The organism is Cedecea sp. Ae19-4 (assembly GCF_059801165.1).
Genome location: NZ_JBCHWG010000002.1, coordinates 1,024,443 through 1,046,153 on the forward strand (window position 1 = coordinate 1,024,443; position 21,711 = coordinate 1,046,153).

Annotated in this window: 19 protein-coding genes; 14 read left to right on the plus strand and 5 right to left on the minus strand. The window is 53.5% G+C overall.

All coding sequences use genetic code 11. The features are described 5' to 3' along the window. Nucleotides 1-22 precede the first annotated feature (22 nt). From leuD to leuL, 5 genes are all read right to left on the minus strand, one after another. Nucleotides 23-628 carry a 3-isopropylmalate dehydratase small subunit gene (gene leuD, locus AAIE02_RS17630; protein WP_008461753.1) on the minus strand — a complete coding sequence of 202 codons (606 nt, stop codon included), beginning with the start codon at nucleotides 626-628 and terminating at the stop codon, nucleotides 23-25. A gap of 11 nt (nucleotides 629-639) precedes the next feature. Beyond that, nucleotides 640-2,040, minus strand: coding sequence for a 3-isopropylmalate dehydratase large subunit (gene leuC, locus AAIE02_RS17635; protein WP_498532962.1), 1,401 nt, complete (start codon nucleotides 2,038-2,040; stop codon nucleotides 640-642). 2 nt (nucleotides 2,041-2,042) lie between these two features. Then, nucleotides 2,043-3,134 (minus strand): 3-isopropylmalate dehydrogenase, encoded by a 1,092-nt coding sequence (leuB, locus tag AAIE02_RS17640; protein ID WP_166993533.1) that lies wholly within the window; start codon nucleotides 3,132-3,134, stop codon nucleotides 2,043-2,045. Continuing rightward, nucleotides 3,134-4,711, minus strand: a complete 1,578-nt coding sequence (gene leuA / locus AAIE02_RS17645; protein ID WP_008461762.1) for a 2-isopropylmalate synthase — start codon at nucleotides 4,709-4,711, stop codon at nucleotides 3,134-3,136. The genes leuB and leuA overlap by 1 nt, the downstream gene beginning before the upstream one ends. A 90-nt stretch (nucleotides 4,712-4,801) precedes the next feature. Next, complete coding sequence (gene leuL / locus AAIE02_RS17650) at nucleotides 4,802-4,885, minus strand: leu operon leader peptide (protein WP_139827388.1); 84 nt, start codon at nucleotides 4,883-4,885, stop codon at nucleotides 4,802-4,804. A gap of 427 nt (nucleotides 4,886-5,312) precedes the next feature. On the opposite strand from leuL, the gene leuO reads away from it, so the two are divergent. The 14 genes from leuO (at nucleotide 5,313) to murG (ending at nucleotide 21,700) form a co-directional block, all read left to right on the plus strand. Beyond that, nucleotides 5,313-6,257 carry a transcriptional regulator LeuO gene (gene leuO, locus AAIE02_RS17655; protein WP_336982884.1) on the plus strand — a complete coding sequence of 315 codons (945 nt, stop codon included), beginning with the start codon at nucleotides 5,313-5,315 and terminating at the stop codon, nucleotides 6,255-6,257. 405 nt (nucleotides 6,258-6,662) lie between these two features. Further along, entirely contained in the window at nucleotides 6,663-8,387 is a 1,725-nt protein-coding gene (ilvI, locus tag AAIE02_RS17660; protein WP_336982835.1) for an acetolactate synthase 3 large subunit, read from the plus strand. 2 nt (nucleotides 8,388-8,389) lie between these two features. Further along, nucleotides 8,390-8,881, plus strand: a complete 492-nt coding sequence (gene ilvN, locus AAIE02_RS17665) for an acetolactate synthase small subunit (protein ID WP_008461768.1) — start codon at nucleotides 8,390-8,392, stop codon at nucleotides 8,879-8,881. A gap of 176 nt (nucleotides 8,882-9,057) precedes the next feature. After that, nucleotides 9,058-10,062 (plus strand): catabolite repressor/activator, encoded by a 1,005-nt coding sequence (gene cra, locus AAIE02_RS17670; protein WP_498532963.1) that lies wholly within the window; start codon nucleotides 9,058-9,060, stop codon nucleotides 10,060-10,062. A 562-nt stretch (nucleotides 10,063-10,624) separates the two neighbouring features. Further along, entirely contained in the window at nucleotides 10,625-11,083 is a 459-nt protein-coding gene (gene mraZ, locus AAIE02_RS17675) for a division/cell wall cluster transcriptional repressor MraZ (RefSeq protein WP_008461772.1), read from the plus strand. 2 nt (nucleotides 11,084-11,085) lie between these two features. Continuing rightward, nucleotides 11,086-12,027, plus strand: a complete 942-nt coding sequence (rsmH, locus tag AAIE02_RS17680; protein WP_039300407.1) for a 16S rRNA (cytosine(1402)-N(4))-methyltransferase RsmH — start codon at nucleotides 11,086-11,088, stop codon at nucleotides 12,025-12,027. After that, nucleotides 12,024-12,386: a cell division protein FtsL gene (gene ftsL / locus AAIE02_RS17685; RefSeq protein ID WP_008461776.1), complete on the plus strand. Its 363-nt coding sequence runs from the start codon at nucleotides 12,024-12,026 to the stop codon at nucleotides 12,384-12,386. Before rsmH ends, ftsL begins: the two co-directional genes overlap by 4 nt. A gap of 15 nt (nucleotides 12,387-12,401) precedes the next feature. Next, on the plus strand, nucleotides 12,402-14,168 hold the full coding sequence (locus tag AAIE02_RS17690) for a peptidoglycan glycosyltransferase FtsI (protein ID WP_008461778.1): 1,767 nt from the start codon (nucleotides 12,402-12,404) through the stop codon (nucleotides 14,166-14,168). After that, a complete protein-coding gene (gene murE, locus AAIE02_RS17695) occupies nucleotides 14,155-15,642 on the plus strand; it encodes a UDP-N-acetylmuramoyl-L-alanyl-D-glutamate--2,6-diaminopimelate ligase (RefSeq protein WP_498532964.1) in 1,488 nt (495 codons plus the stop codon). The genes AAIE02_RS17690 and murE overlap by 14 nt, the downstream gene beginning before the upstream one ends. Further along, the gene (gene murF / locus AAIE02_RS17700) at nucleotides 15,639-16,997 is read left to right on the plus strand and encodes a UDP-N-acetylmuramoyl-tripeptide--D-alanyl-D-alanine ligase (RefSeq protein WP_498532965.1); all 1,359 of its coding nucleotides are present in this window, start codon (nucleotides 15,639-15,641) and stop codon (nucleotides 16,995-16,997) included. Before murE ends, murF begins: the two co-directional genes overlap by 4 nt. After that, the gene (gene mraY, locus AAIE02_RS17705; protein ID WP_039290277.1) at nucleotides 16,991-18,073 is read left to right on the plus strand and encodes a phospho-N-acetylmuramoyl-pentapeptide-transferase; all 1,083 of its coding nucleotides are present in this window, start codon (nucleotides 16,991-16,993) and stop codon (nucleotides 18,071-18,073) included. Before murF ends, mraY begins: the two co-directional genes overlap by 7 nt. A gap of 2 nt (nucleotides 18,074-18,075) precedes the next feature. Further along, nucleotides 18,076-19,392, plus strand: a complete 1,317-nt coding sequence (gene murD / locus AAIE02_RS17710; protein WP_498532966.1) for a UDP-N-acetylmuramoyl-L-alanine--D-glutamate ligase — start codon at nucleotides 18,076-18,078, stop codon at nucleotides 19,390-19,392. Next, nucleotides 19,392-20,636 (plus strand): cell division protein FtsW, encoded by a 1,245-nt coding sequence (ftsW, locus tag AAIE02_RS17715; RefSeq protein WP_039290282.1) that lies wholly within the window; start codon nucleotides 19,392-19,394, stop codon nucleotides 20,634-20,636. Before murD ends, ftsW begins: the two co-directional genes overlap by 1 nt. Further along, on the plus strand, nucleotides 20,633-21,700 hold the full coding sequence (gene murG, locus AAIE02_RS17720) for an undecaprenyldiphospho-muramoylpentapeptide beta-N-acetylglucosaminyltransferase (RefSeq protein WP_498532967.1): 1,068 nt from the start codon (nucleotides 20,633-20,635) through the stop codon (nucleotides 21,698-21,700). Before ftsW ends, murG begins: the two co-directional genes overlap by 4 nt. Nucleotides 21,701-21,711: the final 11 nt, after the last annotated feature.

A 21,711-nucleotide genomic window follows, 5' to 3' on the forward strand; every position in this document is an offset into this window, starting at 1 on the left:
ATGAGCGAGAGGGGAAAATGAACTACCGCATAAACGCTGGCAGTTTTTGCTCGTAGCCAGAAATAGCGGCTTCGTGCTGCAGCGTCAGGCCGATGCTGTCCAGGCCGTTCAACATGCAGTGACGGCGGAAGCTATCCAGCTCGAACGAATAGCTTTTCTCACCCGCCTGAACCGTCTGTGCTTCAAGGTCGACGACAAACTTAATGCCGGGCTGGGCATCGACCAGCTTGAACAGCTCATCAACCTGCTCATCGCTCAAGATAACCGGCAACAGCTGGTTGTTAAACGAGTTGCCATAGAAGATGTCCGCGAAGCTTGGCGCAATGACCACTTTGAAACCGTAGTCGGTTAATGCCCACGGGGCGTGCTCGCGCGAAGAGCCGCAGCCGAAGTTTTCACGCGCCAGCAAAATAGAGGCGCCTTTAAATTCCGGGTAGTTCAGCACGAACTCCGGGTTAGGCACTTGCCCGGCATCGTCCAGAAAACGCCAGTCGTTAAACAGGTGGGCGCCAAAACCGGTGCGGGTGACCTTCTGCAAAAACTGCTTCGGGATAATGGCATCGGTATCGACGTTCGCCGCGTCCAGCGGAACGACCAGGCCGGTATGTTGGATAAATTTCTCTGCCATGGTAGTTCCCCTTATTTCAGTGTACGAATATCGGCAAAATGACCGGAAACAGCGGCGGCGGCTGCCATCGCCGGGCTGACCAGATGAGTACGCCCGCCACGGCCCTGACGACCTTCGAAGTTACGGTTGCTGGTGGAGGCGCAACGCTCGCCTGGATTCAGGCGGTCATTGTTCATGGCCAGGCACATGGAACACCCAGGCAAACGCCACTCAAAACCGGCTTCAATGAAGATCTTATCCAGCCCTTCAGACTCGGCCTGAGCTTTAACCGGACCTGAGCCTGGCACAACCATGGCCAAAACGCCTGGTGCGACTTTGCGACCTTTGGCGACTTCAGCTGCTGCGCGCAGATCTTCGATACGCGAGTTGGTGCAGGAACCGATAAAGACTTTATCGATAGCCACTTCGGTCAGCGGAATACCCGGTTGCAGGCCCATATAGGCCAGCGCTTTTTCTGCCGAGGCACGTTCTACTGGATCGCTGAAGGATTCTGGGTTAGGGATATTGTCGGTAACAGAAATTACCTGGCCCGGGTTGGTTCCCCAGGTCACTTGCGGGGCAATGTCGGCGGCGTCTAAGGTGACGATGGTGTCAAATTTAGCGCCATCGTCGGTGCTGAAGGTTTTCCAGTACTCGACGGCTTCATCCCAGGCCGCACCTTTAGGGGCGTGCAGACGACCTTTCACATAGCTGAAGGTGGTTTCATCCGGCGCAACAATCCCGGCTTTGGCCCCCATTTCGATAGCCATGTTGCACAGCGTCATGCGGCCTTCCATGCTCAGGGCACGAATAGCGTCGCCGCAGAATTCAACCACGTGACCGGTGCCGCCGGCGCTGCCGGTTTTGCCGATGATAGCCAGCACGATATCTTTGGCCGTGATCCCCGGAGCCGCTTTGCCCTGGACTTCAATTTTCATGGTTTTCGCACGACCCTGTTTCAGAGTCTGCGTTGCCAGGACATGCTCAACTTCGGAAGTCCCAATTCCAAAAGCCAGTGCGCCGAATGCGCCGTGAGTGGCAGTATGGGAGTCGCCGCACACGATGGTCATGCCCGGCAGGGTGATCCCTTGTTCTGGCCCCATAACGTGAACGATGCCCTGATAAGGGTGGTTCAGATCGTACAGCTCAACGCCAAACTCTTTGCAGTTCTTCATCAGTTCCTGCATCTGAATACGGGCCATCTCGCCGGAGGCATTGATGTCCTTAGTTTGGGTCGACACGTTGTGGTCCATTGTGGCGAAGGTTTTCCCCGGCTGACGAACCGGGCGGCCATGGGCGCGCAATCCGTCAAAGGCCTGCGGGGAAGTCACTTCATGCACCAGATGGCGATCGATATACAGCAGCGGTGTCTCTTCCGGGGCTTCATACACGACGTGGGCGTCGTACAACTTCTGATATAAGGTCCTGGCCATGATTATTTCCCCTGAGCGATGTAGCGGGCAATGATATCGCCCATTTCGTCGGTGCTGACTGCGTGACCATCGCGGGCTAAATCCCCGGTACGGTGGCCTTCTTCTAACGCGCGATTAATGGCGCTTTCAATAGCCTGCGCGGCTTCCTCAGCATCCAGGCTATAGCGCAACAGCAGCGCCAGCGACAGGATCTGCGCGATAGGGTTGGCAATGTTCTTCCCGGCGATATCCGGTGCTGAACCACCCGCAGGTTCGTATAAGCCAAAGCCTTGTTCGTTGAGGCTGGCAGAAGGCAGCATGCCCATAGATCCGGTGATCATGGCGCACTCGTCGGACAGGATGTCTCCGAACAAGTTGGAGCACAGCAGAACGTCGAACTGCGATGGATCTTTAATTAACTGCATGGTGGCGTTGTCGATATACATGTGGGACAGCGACACATCCGGGTATTCTTTAGCGATTTCGTTGACGATTTCACGCCACAACAGTGAGGTTTGCAGCACGTTTGCTTTATCAATGGAGGTCACTTTGCTGCGGCGTTTGCGGGCAGATTCAAAGGCGATGCGTGCAATGCGCTCGATCTCAAAGCGGTGGTAAACCTCGGTATCGAAGGCTTTCTCGTGCATACCGCTACCTTCACGGCCTTTCGGCTGGCCGAAGTAAATCCCGCCGGTCAGTTCGCGAACGCACAGAATGTCGAAGCCGTTAGCTGCGATGTCGGCGCGCAGCGGGCAAAACTCTTCCAGCCCCTGATACAGACGCGCAGGGCGCAGGTTGCTGAAGAGTTTAAAATGTTTACGCAACGGCAGCAGGGCACCGCGTTCAGGCTGTTCTGCTGGCGGCAGATGTTCCCATTTCGGGCCACCTACAGAGCCGAACAGAATCGCATCGGCCTGCTCACAACCTTCGACTGTGGCCTGCGGCAGCGGGCTGCCGTGGCGATCAATCGCGGCACCACCGACGTCATAGGAGCTGGTGCTAATGCGGATATCAAAGCGATTGCGAACTGCATCCAGTACTTTCAGGGCCTGAGCCATCACTTCCGGGCCAATACCGTCACCCGGCAAAACTGCAATATGGTAATTTTTCGACATTACACGGTTTCCTGATTTTGTTCTTTATTCTGATGTTGAGCTTTGCGTTGCAATTCTTTTTCGACTTCACCGGCACGCCAGATGTTGTTCAGCACGTGGACCATGGCTTTGGCTGATGATTCGACGATGTCGGTTGTCAGCCCTACGCCGTGGAAGCGGCGGCCGTTGTAATCCACCACGATATCTACCTGGCCCAGGGCGTCTTTGCCTTGCCCTTTGGCGGTTAAGCTGTATTTCACCAGCTCAATGTTGTAATCGGTGATGCGGTTAATTGCCTGATAGACCGCATCCACCGGGCCGTTACCGTTTGCTGCTTCTGCTTTGACCTCTTCGCCGCAAACCAGCTTCACGGATGCCGTCGCGATACCGTTAGAACCCGACTGCACGCTGAAATAATCCAGGCTGAAGTGCTCAGGCTCTTCCTGCTGCTTGTTGATGAAGGCCAATGCTTCCAGGTCGTAGTCAAATACCTGGCCTTTTTTATCTGCCAGTTTCAGGAAGGCGTCGTACAGGTTATCCAGATTGTAATCAGCCTCTTTGTAACCCATCTCGTCCATGCGGTGCTTCACCGCGGCCCGGCCGGAGCGTGAGGTCAGGTTCAGCTGTACCTGATTCAGGCCGATGGATTCTGGCGTCATGATTTCGTAGTTTTCGCGATTTTTCAGCACGCCGTCCTGGTGAATACCGGAGGAGTGGGCGAAGGCGCCAGTGCCGACGATAGCTTTGTTGGCCGGAATTGGCATGTTGCAGATTTGGCTAACCATCTGGCTGGTGCGCCAGATTTCCTGATGATTGATATTGGTGTGCAAGTTCATGATGTCCTTGCGCACCTTGATAGCCATGATGACTTCTTCCAGTGAGCAGTTACCCGCGCGTTCACCGATACCGTTCATTGCGCCTTCCACCTGGCGAGCACCCGCGTGAACTGCCGCCATGGCATTACCTACGGCCAGCCCCAAATCGTCGTGGGTGTGCACGGAAATAATCGCTTTATCAATGTTCGGCACGCGCTCATACAAACCGGTGATGATGTTGGAGAACTCAAACGGCATGGTGTAGCCGACGGTATCCGGGATGTTAATGGTGGTTGCGCCTGCGTTGATCGCGGCTTCGACTACGCGAGCCAGGTCGGCAATCGGCGTGCGGCCAGCATCTTCACAGGAAAATTCTACGTCATCGGTGTAGTTACGGGCGCGTTTCACCATATAAATAGCGCGCTCAATGACTTCATCCAGCGTACTGCGTAGCTTGGTGGCGATGTGCATTGGAGAGGTGGCGATGAAAGTATGAATACGGAAGGCTTCAGCGACTTTTAAGGATTCAGCGGCAACATCGATGTCTTTTTCAACGCAGCGAGCGAGGCCACAAACGCGGCTGTTTTTGATATTGCGGGCAATAGTCTGTACGGATTCGAAATCACCGGGGGAAGAGACAGGGAAGCCGACTTCCATGACGTCGACGCCCATACGTTCCAGCGCCATAGCGATCTGCAATTTCTCTTTTACGCTCAGGCTTGCCTGTAAAGCCTGTTCGCCGTCGCGCAATGTGGTATCAAAAATAATGACTTGCTGGCTCATGGTTCGGTCCTTTATCTCTTTGGGTGCCTTCGCGACGAGCATAAAAAAACCCGCGCATTGGCGCGGGTTTTTTCTGTCTGAAGGCTTGAATCAACGCTGATTGTCGCCCACCAGTCTACCGCGCAAATAAGATGCGTTTAGTAGTAGACCAAGTAGGCGTACGGTGCGATTCATGTTTCAAGCCCTGTGCAATTTCGTGATGTATTTATTGGTACTTGATCTCAACGCAGGTGTCAACCTTTAGGCCGGTTGTGGGATCGCTGGGCCGATGCGTTCGTCGTGTTTGCTCAGTGAAAGATACCGAGAAAATGTCTTTTCTTAATATATTAATTAAGATTAAAAGGCGTAATATCGTCTGAGAATAGACTGAATTTAAATAATTCATCTTATGAATATGATAGAACTGATGTATTGTTCACGGGCTGACAGATTTCTTATTACCCATCCGGTGATTTACTGGTTTTTATTGAGTGGTTTTATTGCTTCAGTAATAACTGTTCTGGTTAATTGAGTCGTTATAAATTCTTGTCAGAAAGATATTAAAATGAAATTTCCAACTTATGCATTGTGGAATGGCACTCTATTTATTACTGGAGTAAAAATGGATTCTAAAATACATAAGAGTCGGGAGACTCTGGATGCAATAAGACCTCTGTTACGTAATGTAGACTTAAACCTGCTGACTGTTTTTGACACGGTAATGAGGGCACAAAGTATTACCGGTGCAGCCAGGCTGTTGGGGATGTCTCAGCCAGCCGTCAGCAACGCCGTGTCCCGGTTGAAAACCACCTTCAAGGATGAGTTATTTGTTCGCAATGGGCGGACGATACAAGCAACAGCCAGAGCTTTTCAGCTTTATGACGTGATTCGTGACGCCTTACAGATGGTCCAGAATGAGCTACCGGAAGGGGACTTTGATCCTCTAAGGAGCAAGCGGCAGTTTACGCTTTGCGTTGCCAGTCCTTTAGACAGTAAAATAATGTCACGTATTTTAGATACGATGAAATATAAGGCACCAAACGTTCAATTAATTTTTAAATCTTCTTTCAATGAAGATATTGAGCGGCAGCTACGCTATCAGGAAGTTGATTTTTTGATTTGTTATGATCAAATCTCTCGGCCTGAGTTTAAAAGAATCCCACTGTTTGAGGATGAAATCGTTTTAGTCACTGGCCAGGAGCATCCTGGTTTTTGTTCTCCGCTAACGACGCGTGATTTCTATAATCAGCAGCATGCGGTGGCTTCTCCAGAATGTTATGGCTCCTTCAGTTCACCGTGGTATGACACGTTGAATAAGCAAAATGCGATTGCCTATCAGGGAATGGCAATGACCTGTGTATTAAATGTGGTTTCACAAACACGGCTTGTGGCACTTGCACCACGCTGGTTGGTTGATAGTGTTCCTAATGAATTGAATTTAAGAGTGTTTCCTGTGCCTTTTATCAAAAGAAAGCGTACTTGTTATTTATCCTGGTATGGCTCAGTCGGGCAAGAAAAGGGGCATTTGTGGATGAAAAATCAGATAGCAAAAAGCTTATGTCAATAACGTTACCAGTATTATGGATGCTCGGGCCTGAACAGCCCGTTTTCACTTTTTTATGTTAGAAAGGCAGTATTTTGTACTTTAGCATTTTCTGGTGGCCTCTTCCTCACAGCTTAATAATGCTAAATTAATACATAACGCACTGTGATTCCCCGCATCTTTGGCATATTCGTCATTAGTCACCCTCTCTATTTAGTCGATCGCTCCGCTATGCCTGATTTTTATAGAGGTGAGTGCAATTTCTTCTCTTCAGGTTGCTCTGGCGGGTAATTGCCTGACGGATCTTGAGCGGTTATGTTAATGGGCTAAACCTATAAAAATGATACAGGCAGAGACACAACCTGTCGCAACGACGGTGCGGAAATGACTTCTGCATGCAGTCAAAAACGTGAGCCTGGAGGCAAAACCATGGAGATGTTGTCAGGAGCCGAGATGGTCGTCCGGTCGTTAATCGATCAGGGCGTAAAACAAGTATTCGGCTATCCGGGAGGCGCAGTACTCGATATTTACGATGCGCTTCATACTATGGGTGGGATCGATCATGTGCTGGTACGCCATGAACAGGCTGCAGTGCATATGGCCGACGGCCTGGCGCGTGCTACGGGAGAAACCGGCGTTGTGCTGGTGACTTCAGGGCCTGGCGCCACAAATGCTATTACCGGCATTGCAACCGCCTACATGGACTCCATTCCGATGGTTGTGTTGTCCGGGCAGGTCGCAACTTCATTGATTGGTTACGACGCCTTTCAGGAATGTGACATGGTCGGTATCTCCCGACCAGTCGTTAAACATAGCTTCCTGGTAAAACAGGTCGAGGACATACCAGGGATCATCAAAAAGGCATTCTGGCTTGCGTCCAGCGGCCGCCCAGGGCCGGTGGTCGTTGATTTACCCAAAGACATCATGAGTCCGCTGAATAAGCTGCCGTATGCCTGGCCAGACGCCGTTAGTATGCGCTCTTACAACCCAACGACGCAGGGCCACAAAGGGCAGATCAAGCGCGCCCTGCAGACGCTGATTGCGGCTAAAAAACCGGTGATGTACGTAGGCGGTGGGGCGATCAATTCAGCCTGCGAGGCAGAATTGTTGACGATTGCCGAAAAGCTCAATATTCCGGTTGTCTCATCGCTGATGGGGCTAGGTGCATTCCCGGCTACACATCGCCAGTCGCTGGGTATGCTGGGCATGCACGGCACCTACGAAGCCAACATGACGATGCATCATTCGGACGTTATCTTTGCCGTTGGCGTTCGCTTTGATGACCGAACCACTAACAATCTCGCTAAATACTGCCCGAATGCAACAGTGCTGCATATTGATATCGACCCTACGTCTATCTCCAAAACAGTTGCGGCGGATATCCCAATTGTGGGGGATGCGCGTCAAGCTCTGACGCAAATGCTGGACTTGCTTACTCAGGAAGACGTTCAGCAATCCGGGGATGATATTCGGGACTGGTGGCAACAGATTGAACAGTGGCGCGCTCGTCACTGCCTTGAGTTCGATCGCCATAGCCAGGCTATCAAGCCGCAGGCTGTTATTGAAACCGCTTATCGCCTGACGAACGGTGATGCTTATGTCACCTCCGATGTGGGCCAGCACCAAATGTTTGCCGCGCTCTATTATCCGTTCGATAAGCCACGCCGTTGGATAAATTCCGGTGGTTTAGGCACGATGGGCTTTGGTCTTCCTGCCGCGCTTGGCGTGAAGATGGCGTTGCCGGATGAAACGGTCATTTGCGTCACCGGCGATGGCAGTATCCAGATGAATATTCAGGAGCTTTCTACCGCGCTGCAGTACGGCTTGTCGGTTCTGGTTTTGAACCTTAACAACCGTTACCTCGGCATGGTGAAACAGTGGCAGGACATGATTTATTCGGGCCGCCACTCTCAGTCTTATATGGAGTCGCTCCCGGACTTTGTTCGCCTGGCTGAAGCTTATGGCCATGTGGGGATTAGTATCACTAAGCCAGAAGAACTGGAAAGCAAACTTGCCGAAGCGCTGGAAACCGTGCGCGGCGGGCGACTTGTGTTTGTCGATGTCACAGTTGACGGTACTGAACACGTTTATCCGATGCAGATTCGCGGTGGCGGTATGGATGAAATGTGGCTAAGCAAAACGGAGAGAACCTGATTATGCGCCGGATATTATCTGTATTACTGGAAAATGAATCAGGTGCGTTGTCCCGGGTCATTGGTCTGTTTTCCCAGCGTGGTTACAACATTGAAAGCCTTACCGTAGCGCCTACTGACGATCCCACGCTTTCTCGTATGACAATCCAAACCGTGGGTGACGAGAAGGTGCTGGAACAGATTGAGAAACAGCTGCACAAGCTAGTGGATGTGTTACGCGTCAGTGAGCTGGGGCAGGGGGCCTACGTTGAGCGTGAAATCATGCTGGTGAAGGTACAGGCCAGCGGATACGGGCGGGAAGAGGTGAAGCGCAGCACGGAAATTTTCCGTGGGCAAATCATTGATGTGACGCCAACGCTTTACACCGTCCAGCTTGCCGGGACCAGCGATAAACTCAATGCGTTCCTTGATACGATCCGTGATGTTGCGAAAATCGTCGAAGTGGCCCGTTCGGGTATTGTTGGCGTTTCGCGTGGCGATAAGATCATGCGTTAGTCCCGAATGTGATCTAATTCACATGCCCGGTAATCACTGCCGGGCTTTTTTTTGCAAATAAGAAAACAAGCGCCTGCAAAAGCGGTTGCCGGAGTTATTATTCTGCGCTTAGATGTGAATGTCGTTAACCATAACCAGAGCATGGGTATGGATCACCTGGAGAGTAAGGGGCTACAGTGAAATTGGATGAAATCGCGCGTCTGGCTGGCGTGTCGCGCACCACGGCAAGCTATGTTATCAACGGAAAAGCAAAACAGTATCGCGTCAGCGATAAAACCGTTGAGAAAGTCATGGCGGTGGTACGCGAGCATAATTACCACCCTAATGCGGTAGCCGCTGGGCTACGTGCAGGACGCACGCGTTCTATTGGGCTGGTGATCCCAGACCTGGAAAACACCAGCTACACCCGTATAGCAAATTACCTTGAGCGTCAGGCTCGCCAGCGCGGCTATCAGTTGCTGATCGCTTGCTCTGAGGATCAACCCGACAACGAAATGCGCTGTATTGAACATCTTCTGCAGCGGCAGGTTGATGCCATTATAGTGTCTACCTCGTTGCCGCCGGAGCATCCTTTTTATCAGCGTTGGGCAAACGATTCGTTCCCGATTATTGCGCTCGACCGTGCGTTAGACCGTGAACACTTCACCAGCGTTGTCGGTGCCGATCAGGACGATGCAGAAATGCTGGCTGAAGAGCTGCGGAAATTCCCTGGTGAAAATATCCTTTACCTTGGTGCATTACCTGAACTGTCCGTAAGTTTCCTGCGTGAGCAAGGGTTCCGTACTGCCTGGAAAGACGATCCTCGTACTGTCAATTATCTCTACGCTAACAGCTATGAGCGTGAGGCTGCTGCTCAGCTTTTTGAAAAGTGGCTGGAAACTCACGAGATACCTGATGCGCTGTACACAACGTCCTTCGCACTGCTGCAGGGCGTGATGGATGTCACGCTGCGCCGTCAGGGGCGGCTGCCTTCGGAGTTGGCGATCGCCACCTTCGGCGATCATGAGCTGCTGGATTTCCTGCAGTGTCCGGTATTGGCGGTCGCACAGCGTCACCGCGATGTTGCCGAACGCGTACTGGAACTGGTGCTGGCAAGCCTTGATGAGCCACGTAAGCCGAAGCCTGGGTTGACCCGAATTCGCCGCAATCTTTATCGTCGGGGTAGCTTAAGTCGTTACTGATAAAGAGATCATTATCAGCCACTTAAAGTTAATTAAGATTTTTCCCGTATATTTACCCTTATTTTTTAAGGCAATTAATTAGGCGGGAAAAATCGGGTAAAAAAATCTCCATCGAGAAATAAATCTCTTCTTTGTATTATTTTGTTACACACCAGCAGCTAAGAAATGTTGGATTATTAATCATTAGCAACCTCTCTTTACTTCTGTCTCGCGCCGAGCCAGCGCCAGACGGGCATCTGGCGCTGTTCACTCGCTTTGAAATACCTTAAAATGCCGCCCGCGTCGCAAACTGAGTACTTAATATTTCTCCAGACAAGTATTCGGTCGTTTTAACGCTGTTGATGTTTATTGGTCTTTTTCTTTCAAATATTCATAACGTTAATTTTGCCTCGCTATTGCGGGCTTTTTCACGCCAGCCATTTATCAATCGCTTAGGCGCGGGAATTTATTCCCGTAAGCGGCCTGGCTGGCTTGACAAGGTTTTCCTCCCCTCCGTAAACTCCTTTATGTGGGAATTTGTGGGTTAAAGTGGTGAAATGGGTCATTAAAGGGTGAGGCTGGCATGTTCCGTGGGGCAACGTTAGTCAATCTCGACAGCAAGGGGCGGCTCGCCGTGCCTACCCGTTATAGGGAAAAGCTGATCGAAACCTCAGAAGGTCAGATGGTTTGTACCATCGACATCCATCACCCCTGCCTGCTGCTTTATACCGTTCCTGAGTGGGAAATCATTGAACAAAAGCTTGCCCGTCTGTCGAGCATGAACCCCGCAGAACGCCGCGTACAGCGTCTGTTATTGGGGCATGCCAGTGAATGTCAGATGGATAACGCCGGGCGATTGCTGTTGGCGCCCGTTTTACGGCAGCACGCCGGGCTTACCAAAGAAGTCATGCTGGTCGGCCAGTTCAATAAGTTTGAGCTGTGGGATGAAGCGACCTGGCATCAACAGGTCAAGGAAGATATCGACGCTGAGCAGGGTTCGACAAACACCTTGTCGGATCGTCTGCAGGACTTGTCACTTTAGAAATGATGGAAAATTTTAAACACACTACGGTGCTGCTGGACGAGGCCGTGAACGGCCTGAATATTCGTCCCGACGGCATCTACATTGATGGCACTTTTGGTCGCGGTGGCCATTCACGCCTGATTCTGTCCCAGCTCGGTGAGCAAGGACGGCTGCTGGCGATCGACCGCGATCCGCAGGCGATTGCTGCGGCTGCCGCTATCGATGACCCACGCTTCTCCATCATTCATGGCCCATTCTCTGCGCTTGCAGATTACGCACGTGAGCGCGAACTGGACGGCAAGATCGACGGCATTTTGCTGGATCTCGGCGTCTCTTCTCCTCAACTGGATGATGCAGAACGCGGTTTCTCGTTTATGCGTGATGGGCCGCTGGATATGCGTATGGACCCAACGCGAGGTCAATCCGCTGCTCAATGGTTGATGACGGCGGAAGAGGCCGATATTGCCTGGGTTATTAAAACCTTTGGTGAAGAACGTTTTGGTAAGCGCATTGCACGCGCCATCGTTGAGCGTAACCGGGAAGAGCCGATGACGCGTACCAAAGAGCTGGCGGCCGTCGTCTCTGCCGCTATGCCGGTTAAAGATAAGTTTAAGCACCCGGCTACCCGAACATTTCAGGCTATCCGGATCTGGATCAACAGCGAGCTGGATGAAATTGAAAAAGCGCTGAATGGCTCGCTGGAGGCGTTATCTCCCGGTGGCCGTTTATCGATCATCAGCTTCCATTCTCTGGAAGATCGCATTGTTAAACGCTTCATGCGTGAAAACAGCCGTGGGCCACAGGTCCCAGCCGGTTTACCGATGACGGAAGCACAGCTGAATAAGCTGGGTGGCCGCCAGTTGAAAGCGCTAGGTAAGCTGATGCCAGGTGAAGAAGAGGTGGCGGAAAATCCACGCGCCCGTAGTTCTGTTTTGCGGATTGCGGAGAGGACTAACGCATGATCAATCGGGTGACAGAAACCCTCAGCAGAGTGACGCAGCTCGGCAGCAACGAGCGTCATGCGCTGCCTGCCGTGATTGGTGGCGATCTTCTGCGCCATGGGAAACTGGCACTTTGCTTGTTCGTTGCCATTATTGTGACCGCGGTTTCCGTGGTCACGACGGCGCACCATACTCGTCTGCTCACTGCACAGCGCGAGCAGATGGTACTCGAACGTGATGCGCTGGATATTGAATGGCGCAACCTGATTCTTGAAGAAAATGCGCTCGGCGATCATAGCCGGGTAGAACGGATCGCGACGGAAAAGCTGCAGCTGCAGCATGTCGATCCTTCACAGGAAAACATCGTAGTTCAGCAATAAGGAACAGTGCGGCAGATGAGAGCAGCGGCAAAAACGCTTAAACCAAAACGTCAGGAAGAACAGGCCAACTTTGTGAGTTGGCGTTTTGCGTTGCTCTGCGGTTGCATTCTGTTGGCGCTGGCTTTCCTTCTGGGCCGTGTTGCCTGGCTGCAGATAATCAACCCGGACATGCTGGTACGTCAGGGTGACATGCGTTCATTGCGCGTGCAGGAAGTGTCTACTTCCCGAGGGATGATAAGCGATCGCGCGGGACGCCCTCTTGCGGTTAGCGTACCGGTAAATGCCGTCTGGGCCGACCCGAAAGAATTGCATGACGCTGGCGGAGTCACGCTGGACAACCGCTGGAAAGCGCTAGCCGATGCACTAAAAATGCCTCTCGACCAGCTTTCATCTCGCGTGAACAGCAACCCCAATGGGCGGTTTATTTATCTTGCGCGTCAGGTTAACCCGGATATTGGCGACTACATCAAAAAGCTTAAGCTTCCGGGAATTCACCTTCGCCAGGAATCTCGTCGCTACTACCCATCCGGCGAAGTGACTGCTCACCTCATTGGCTTCACCAACGTGGACAGCGAAGGGATCGAGGGGGTGGAAAAAAGCTTTGATAAATGGCTCACCGGTCAGCCTGGCGAGCGCATTGTGCGTAAAGACCGCTACGGGCGCGTTATCGAAGACATTTCCTCTACCGACAGCCAGGCCGCCCATAACCTGGCTTTGAGCATTGATGAACGCCTACAGGCGCTGGTTTATCGTGAACTGAATAACGCCGTTGCCTTCAACAAAGCCGAATCGGGCAGTGCCGTTTTGGTTGATGTTAATACTGGTGAAGTTCTGGCGATGGCGAACAGCCCGTCCTACAACCCGAACAATCTAACCGGCACGGCAAAAGACGTAATGCGTAACCGCACCATCACCGACGTCTTCGAGCCGGGTTCCACCGTTAAGCCGATGGTGGTAATGACCGCGTTGCAGCGTGGTGTGGTGAATGAAAATAGCGTACTGAATACGATTCCGTACCGCATTAATGGTCATGAGATCAAAGATGTGGCGCGGTACAGCGAATTGACCCTTACCGGGGTATTACAGAAGTCGAGTAACGTCGGTGTTTCTAAGCTGGCGTTAGCGATGCCCTCCTCAGCGTTAGTAGATACTTACTCACGTTTTGGACTGGGAAAAGCGACCAATTTGGGGTTGGTCGGGGAACGCAGTGGCTTATATCCTCAAAAACAACGGTGGTCTGACATAGAGAGGGCCACCTTCTCTTTCGGCTATGGGCTAATGGTAACCCCGTTACAGTTAGCGCGAGTCTACGCAACGATTGGCAGCTACGGCATTTATCGCCCGCTGTCGATAACCAAAGTTGACCCGCCGGTTCCCGGCGAGCGTATCTTTGCTGAATCAACCGTCCGCACCGTGGTGCACATGATGGAAAGCGTGGCGCTTCCCGGCGGCGGCGGCGTGAAGGCGGCCATTAAGGGCTACCGTATTGCGATTAAAACCGGTACTGCGAAAAAAGTCGGGCCGGACGGTAAATACATAAACAAATACATTGCTTACACCGCAGGCGTTGCGCCAGCCAGCCAGCCGCGATTTGCGCTGGTGGTGGTTATCAATGACCCTCAGGGCGGTAAGTATTACGGCGGTGCCGTATCTGCACCTGTGTTCGGTGCCATCATGGGCGGCGTACTGCGCACCATGAACATCGAGCCGGATGCGCTGGCAACCGGTGAGAAAAGCGAATTTGTAATTAATCAGAAAGAGGCATCAGGTGGCAGATCGTAATTTGAGCGACCTTCTTGCTCCGTGGGTAGCCGGGCTACCTGCGAGAGCGCTACGAGAGATGACACTCGACAGCCGCGTGGCGGCTGCGGGCGATCTTTTTGTGGCCGTGGTCGGTCATCAGGCGGACGGGCGTCGTTATATCCCGCAGGCGATAGCACAGGGTGTGGCTGCCGTGATCGCAGAAGCGGACGGTGAAGCGGCGGATGGCGAAGTTCGCGAGATGCACGGCGTACCGGTCATTTACCTGAGCCAGCTGCATCAGCGCCTGTCTGCATTGGCTGGCCGTTTCTATCATCAACCTTCTGAATCCTTACGTCTGGTTGGTGTCACCGGCACCAACGGCAAAACGACAACGACTCAACTGTTGGCGCAGTGGGCGCAGCTGCTGGGTGAAACCGGCGCAGTGATGGGGACCGTAGGCAATGGCCTGCTCGGGCAGGTTGTGCCAACAGAAAATACCACGGGTTCTGCGGTAGACGTGCAGCACGTGCTGGCGAGCCTGAAGGCTCAAGGTGCAACCTTTGGTGCCATGGAAGTTTCATCCCATGGTCTGGTTCAGCATCGCGTGGCGGCGCTGAAGTTTGCTGCGTCAGTGTTTACCAATTTAAGCCGCGATCACCTTGATTATCACGGTGATATGGCGAAGTACGAAGCCGCTAAGTGGCTGTTGTTTTCCGAGCATGACTGCGGTCAGGCGATCATCAACGCCGATGACGAAGTGGGTCACCGCTGGTTGGCGCGCCTGCCGGATGCCGTGGCGGTCACAATGGAAAATAACCTTGAGCCGGGGGCGCATGGGCGCTGGCTGAAGGCGGATGAAGTGGTTTATCACGATGGTGGAGCGACGATTCACTTCAGTTCATCGTGGGGTAATGGCGAAATTGAAAGCCGCCTGATGGGCGCGTTTAACGTCAGTAACCTGCTGTTGGCTTTAGCCACGCTGCTGGCGCTGGGTTATCCGCTCGAAGCATTAATTGCCACAGGCCCGCGTCTGCAACCTGTTTGTGGGCGAATGGAAGTGTTCAGCACCACCGGCAAACCTACCGTGGTTGTGGATTATGCCCACACGCCGGATGCGTTGGAAAAAGCGCTACAGGCAGCTCGTCTGCACTGTTCCGGCAAACTGTGGTGTGTATTCGGCTGTGGTGGCGATCGCGATAAAGGTAAGCGGCCAATTATGGGCGGTATTGCCGAACAATATGCCGATGTGGTGGTGGTGACCGATGACAACCCACGCACCGAAGAACCGAAGGCCATCGTCGACGATATCCTGACTGGTATGCTGGATGCGGGCCGTGTGCACGTTGTGCTGGGCCGCGCAGAAGCGGTGACTAACGCGATTATGCAGGCCAAAGAAAATGATGTGGTTCTGCTGGCGGGCAAAGGCCACGAGGACTATCAGATTGTTGGCAACCGTCGTCTGGATTACTCCGACCGCGTTACCGCAGCGCGCCTGCTGGGGGTTGTGGCATGATTCGCGTCTCCCTGAAGCAACTGGCATCCATTCTTAATGGGCAGCTACATGGCGCAGACGCCGACATTATTGATGTCACAACGGATACCCGTAAGCTGACAGCTGGCTGTCTGTTTGTTGCGCTGAAAGGCGAGCGTTTTGATGCCCATGACTTTGCCGCCGATGCGGTGAAAGGCGGGGCAGGAGCATTATTGGTTAACCGTAAGCTGGATATTGATGTTCCCCAACTGGTTGTGGCCGATACCCGCCTTGCATTTGGCGAACTAGGTGCGTGGGTTCGCCAGCAGGTGCCTACTCGCGTTGTGGCGCTAACCGGCTCTTCCGGCAAAACCTCCGTGAAGGAAATGGCGGCATCTATTCTGCGCCAGTGCGGCAACACGCTTTATACAGCTGGCAACCTGAATAACGATATTGGCGTGCCGATGACGCTGCTGCGCCTGACGCCGGAATACGATTATGCCGTTATTGAGCTGGGTGCAAACCACCAGGGGGAAATCGCCTGGACCGTAGGGTTAACCCGCCCGGAAGCGGCTCTGGTAAACAACCTGGCGGCTGCGCATCTTGAAGGGTTTGGTTCTCTGGCGGGCGTAGCGAAAGCTAAAGGCGAGATCTTTACCGGCCTTGCGGCAAACGGTACGGCGATCCTTAACGCAGATAACAACGACTGGCTGAACTGGCAGGCGATCATTGGCGATCGTAAAACCTGGCGCTTCTCACCGAACGCTGCCGGAAGCGATTTCACCGCAACGAATATCCATATCACCTCCCACGGTACCGAATTTACTCTGCATACGCCGCAGGGCGATGTTGATGTCATTCTGCCGTTGCCGGGTCGTCACAATATTGCTAACTCGCTGGCGGCTACCGCGCTGGCAATGGCCGTTGGCGCGACGCTCGAAGCAGTAAAAGCAGGGCTTGCTGAGCTTAAAGCCGTGCCGGGCCGCCTGTTCCCTATCCAGCTTGCAGAGAATCAACTGCTGCTGGACGACAGCTACAACGCTAACGTGGGTTCAATGACCGCGGCGGCACAGGTTCTGTCAGAAATGCCGGGTTACCGTGTGATGGTAGTAGGCGATATGGGCGAGCTGGGTGAGGAAGCCGAAGCTTGCCATCGTCAGGTTGGCGAAGCGGCAAAAGCCGCAGGTATTGACCGTGTTTTGAGCGTTGGCGCGTTAAGCAAAACGCTGAGTGACGCATCAGAAGTTGGTGAACATTTTGCCGATAAACAGGCCGTGGTGGCGCGTTTGAAAGCGCTTATCGCGGAACATTCAATTTTAACCATTTTGGTGAAAGGTTCACGTAGTGCGGCCATGGAAGAGGTGGTTCGCGCATTACAGGAGAAACAAGCATGCTAGTTTGGCTGGCCGAACATTTGGTCAAATATTATTCCGGCTTTAACGTCTTTTCCTATCTGACGTTTCGCGCCATCGTCAGCCTGCTGACCGCTCTGTTTATCTCCCTTTGGATGGGACCGCGGATGATCGCGCGTTTACAGCAACTCTCCTTCGGGCAGGTTGTACGTAACGATGGTCCAGAGTCGCACTTTAGCAAGAAAGGAACGCCAACCATGGGCGGGATCATGATCCTGACCGCCATTGTGGTGTCCGTGCTGATGTGGGCTTATCCCTCGAACCCTTACGTCTGGTGCGTGCTGTTCGTACTGATCGGCTTCGGGATTGTTGGCTTTGTCGATGACTACCGCAAAGTGGTTCGTAAGGATACCAAAGGTCTGATTGCTCGCTGGAAATACTTCTGGATGTCGGTGATTGCACTGGTCGTTGCTTTCACAATGTATGCAGCCGGGAAAGGGACGCCAGCAACTGAACTTGTTGTGCCGTTTTTCAAAGACGTGATGCCGCAGCTTGGTTTGTTCTATGTGCTGCTGGCGTATTTTGTGATTGTTGGTACCGGTAATGCGGTAAACCTGACGGATGGTCTTGATGGCCTGGCGATTATGCCTACCGTGTTTGTCGCTGCAGGGTTTGCGCTGGTGGCATGGGCTACGGGGAACATGAATTTTGCGGGCTACCTGCACATTCCTTACCTGCGCCATGCGGGTGAACTGGTTATCGTCTGTACGGCGATTGTCGGCGCAGGCCTGGGCTTCCTGTGGTTCAACACATACCCGGCTCAGGTCTTCATGGGCGATGTAGGCTCGTTGGCTCTTGGCGGGGCGCTGGGGACTATCGCGGTACTGCTGCGTCAGGAGTTCCTGCTGGTGATTATGGGTGGCGTGTTCGTCGTTGAAACGCTATCGGTGATCCTGCAGGTGGGCTCGTTCAAGCTCCGAGGGCAGCGTATCTTCCGTATGGCGCCCATTCACCATCACTATGAATTGAAGGGCTGGCCGGAGCCACGCGTGATTGTGCGCTTCTGGATTATTTCGCTGATGCTGGTGCTTATTGGCCTGGCTACGCTGAAGGTTCGCTAAATATGGCAGATTACCAGGGTAAAAATGTTGTCATCATTGGATTGGGCCTGACGGGCCTGTCCTGCGTGGATTTCTTTATTGCGCGCGGCATTACGCCACGGGTAATGGATTCCCGTATCTCCCCTCCTGGTCTTGATAAGCTGCCTGAGAACGTTGATCGTCATACCGGTTCGCTGAATGAGGACTGGTTGCTGGCGGCGGATTTGATTATTGCCAGCCCTGGCGTGGCGCTGGCAACTCCAGCCTTGAGTGCGGCGGTGGATGCCGGGGTCGAGGTTATTGGTGATATAGAGCTGTTTTGCCGAGAGGCCCAGGCGCCGATTGTCGCGATTACCGGCTCCAACGGGAAAAGTACCGTCACCACCCTGGTGGGAGAGATGGCGAAAGCCGCGGGTGTGAACGTGGGCGTTGGCGGAAATATTGGTCTGCCGGCGTTGATGCTGCTGGACAAAGGCTGTGAGCTTTATGTTCTTGAGCTATCAAGCTTCCAGTTGGAAACCACCCATAGCCTGAAGGCTGCGGCGGCGACCGTTCTGAACGTGACGGAAGATCATATGGATCGCTATCCGTTCGGGATGCAGCAATATCGTGCGGCAAAACTGAGCATCTATGAAAATGCCAAAGTTTGCGTGGTCAACGCAGATGACGCATTAACGATGCCGGTACGCGGCGCGGACGAGCGCTGTATCAGCTTCGGTGTGGACGTCGGCGATTATCATCTTAATCGTCAGCAGGGTGACACCTGGCTGCGGGTGAAAGGGGAGAAAATCCTCAACACCAAAGAAATGAAACTGGTTGGGCAGCATAACTATACTAACGCGCTGGCAGCGCTGGCGCTGGCGGATGCGGTGAATCTGCCTCGTTCCAGCAGCCTGAAAGCGTTGACCACCTATTCTGGCCTGGCTCATCGCTTCCAACTGGCCTGGGAACGGAATGGCGTTCGCTGGATTAATGACTCTAAAGCCACCAACGTCGGCAGTACTGAAGCCGCGTTAAACGGTCTGCACGTTGAAGGAACTCTGCATCTTTTGTTAGGCGGAGACGGCAAGTCTGCCGACTTCTCACCTTTAGCTCGCTACCTGCAGGGTGATCGCGTACGCCTTTACTGCTTTGGTCGTGACGGTGCTGAACTGGCTGAGTTACGCCCGGATATTGCCGAGCGTACAGAAACCATGGAGCAGGCGATGAAGCTTGCCGCGGCACGTGTGGAATCTGGCGATATGGTGCTGCTTTCTCCAGCCTGCGCGAGTCTCGATCAGTTTAAAAACTTTGAACAACGCGGCGACATGTTTACTCAATTAGCGAAGGAGCTAGGCTGATGCGTTTATCTCTCCCTCGCCTTCGCGTCCCCCGTATTCCAGGGTTTGGTATCCTGGCCTGGGTCGCTTCGGCGTTAAAAGGGTGGGTAATGGGCTCCCGTGAGGCCGACGCCAACAGCATGGTGCTGTATGACCGCACGCTGCTTTGGCTGACCTTAGGCCTTGCTGCGATCGGTTTTATTATGGTGACCTCGGCGTCGATGCCGGTAGGCCAGCGCCTGGCAAACGATCCATTCCTGTTTGCCAAACGCGACGGGCTCTACATCATCGTCGCGTTTGTGCTGGCGATGGTGACGCTGCGCTTGCCGATGGATTTCTGGCAGCGTCACAGCACGGCCATGCTGCTGGCTTCGATCGTGATGCTGCTAATTGTACTGGTCGTCGGTAGCTCGGTTAATGGGGCATCGCGCTGGATTGCTTTCGGCCCGCTGCGTATTCAGCCCGCAGAGTTTTCCAAGCTGTCACTGTTCTGTTATCTCGCCAACTACCTTGTGCGCAAGGTGGATGAAGTTCGAAATAACCTGCGCGGCTTCCTGAAGCCAATGGGCGTGATTCTGGTGATGGCCGTTCTGCTGCTAGCCCAGCCTGACCTTGGTACCGTAGTTGTGCTGTTTGTCACTACGCTGGCGATGTTGTTCCTCGCAGGAGCAAAGCTGTGGCAGTTTATCGCGATCATCGGGATGGGGATCTCGGCAGTTATCCTGCTGATCCTCGCCGAACCTTACCGTATTCGCCGCGTAACGTCGTTCTGGAACCCGTGGGAAGATCCATTCGGCAGCGGCTACCAGTTAACGCAATCACTGATGGCTTTTGGACGCGGTGAATTGTGGGGACAAGGGCTTGGGAACTCGGTTCAGAAGCTGGAATATCTGCCTGAAGCGCACACTGACTTTATCTTCTCGATCATCGGCGAGGAGCTGGGATATATCGGTGTGGTGCTTGCACTTTTGATGGTATTCTTCGTCGCTTTTCGCGCGATGTCCATCGGCAAGCGCGCGCTGGAATTGGATCAGCGTTTCTCCGGTTTCCTGGCGTGTTCTATCGGGATCTGGTTTAGCTTCCAGGCGCTGGTTAACGTTGGCGCTGCGGCGGGGATGTTGCCCACGAAAGGCCTGACGCTGCCGCTTATTAGTTACGGCGGTTCCAGCCTGTTGATTATGTCCACGGCAATCATGCTGTTGTTGAGAATAGATTATGAAACGCGTCTGGCTAAGGCTCAGGCGTTTACACGGAGTGCCAAATGACGGGCAAAGCGAAGCGATTGATGGTGATGGCGGGTGGTACAGGTGGGCATGTTTTCCCAGGCCTGGCCGTTGCCCATCACCTTCGGGCGGAAGGATGGGATATTCGCTGGCTTGGTACTGCGGACCGTATGGAAGCCGATCTGGTGCCGAAAAACGGGATTGAGATCGATTTTATTCGCATTTCTGGCCTGCGCGGCAAAGGCGTAAAGGCCTTGGTGATGGCTCCTGTACGTATTTTTAACGCGTGGCGCCAGGCTCGCGCCATCATGAAAGCTTGGAAGCCGGATGTTGTGCTGGGCATGGGCGGGTATGTTTCCGGACCCGGTGGCCTGGCTGCCTGGTCCCTTGGCATTCCGGTTGTCTTGCATGAACAGAACGGCATTGCCGGTCTGACGAACAAATGGTTGGCAAAGATCGCCACCAAGGTAATGCAGGCCTTTCCCGGCGCATTCCCTGAAGCGGACGTTGTTGGCAATCCGGTGCGGACAGATGTGCTTGCTTTACCGCTGCCGCAAGTGCGTTTTGCCGGAAGAGAAGGTCCGGTTCGCGTGCTGGTTGTCGGCGGTTCTCAGGGCGCTCGAGTGTTGAACCAAACCATGCCGCAGGTTGCGGGGCGTTTAGGTGAATCCGTGACTGTCTGGCACCAAACCGGAAAGGGTGGTCAGGCGGTTGTGCAGCAGGCTTACGCTGAAGCAGGGCAGCCTCAGCACAAGGTCACCGAGTTTATTGATGATATGGCAGCAGCCTACGAATGGGCTGATGTTGTGGTTTGTCGCTCCGGGGCGTTAACCGTGAGTGAAATCGCGGCTGCAGGGTTACCAGCCTTGTTCGTTCCTTTCCAGCACAAAGATCGGCAGCAGTACTGGAATGCGCTGCCGCTGGAAAAAGCGGGCGCCGCGAAAATACTGGAGCAACCGCAGTTTACCGTGGATGCCGTTACCCGTACCCTGGCCGGATGGGACAGAGCAACGCTGCTGGCAATGGCCGAGCGAGCGCGCGCTGCCTCCATTCCTGATGCAACTGAACGTGTAGCAAACGAAGTCAGCGCCGCAGCGCGCGCGTAATACTTGTGGGT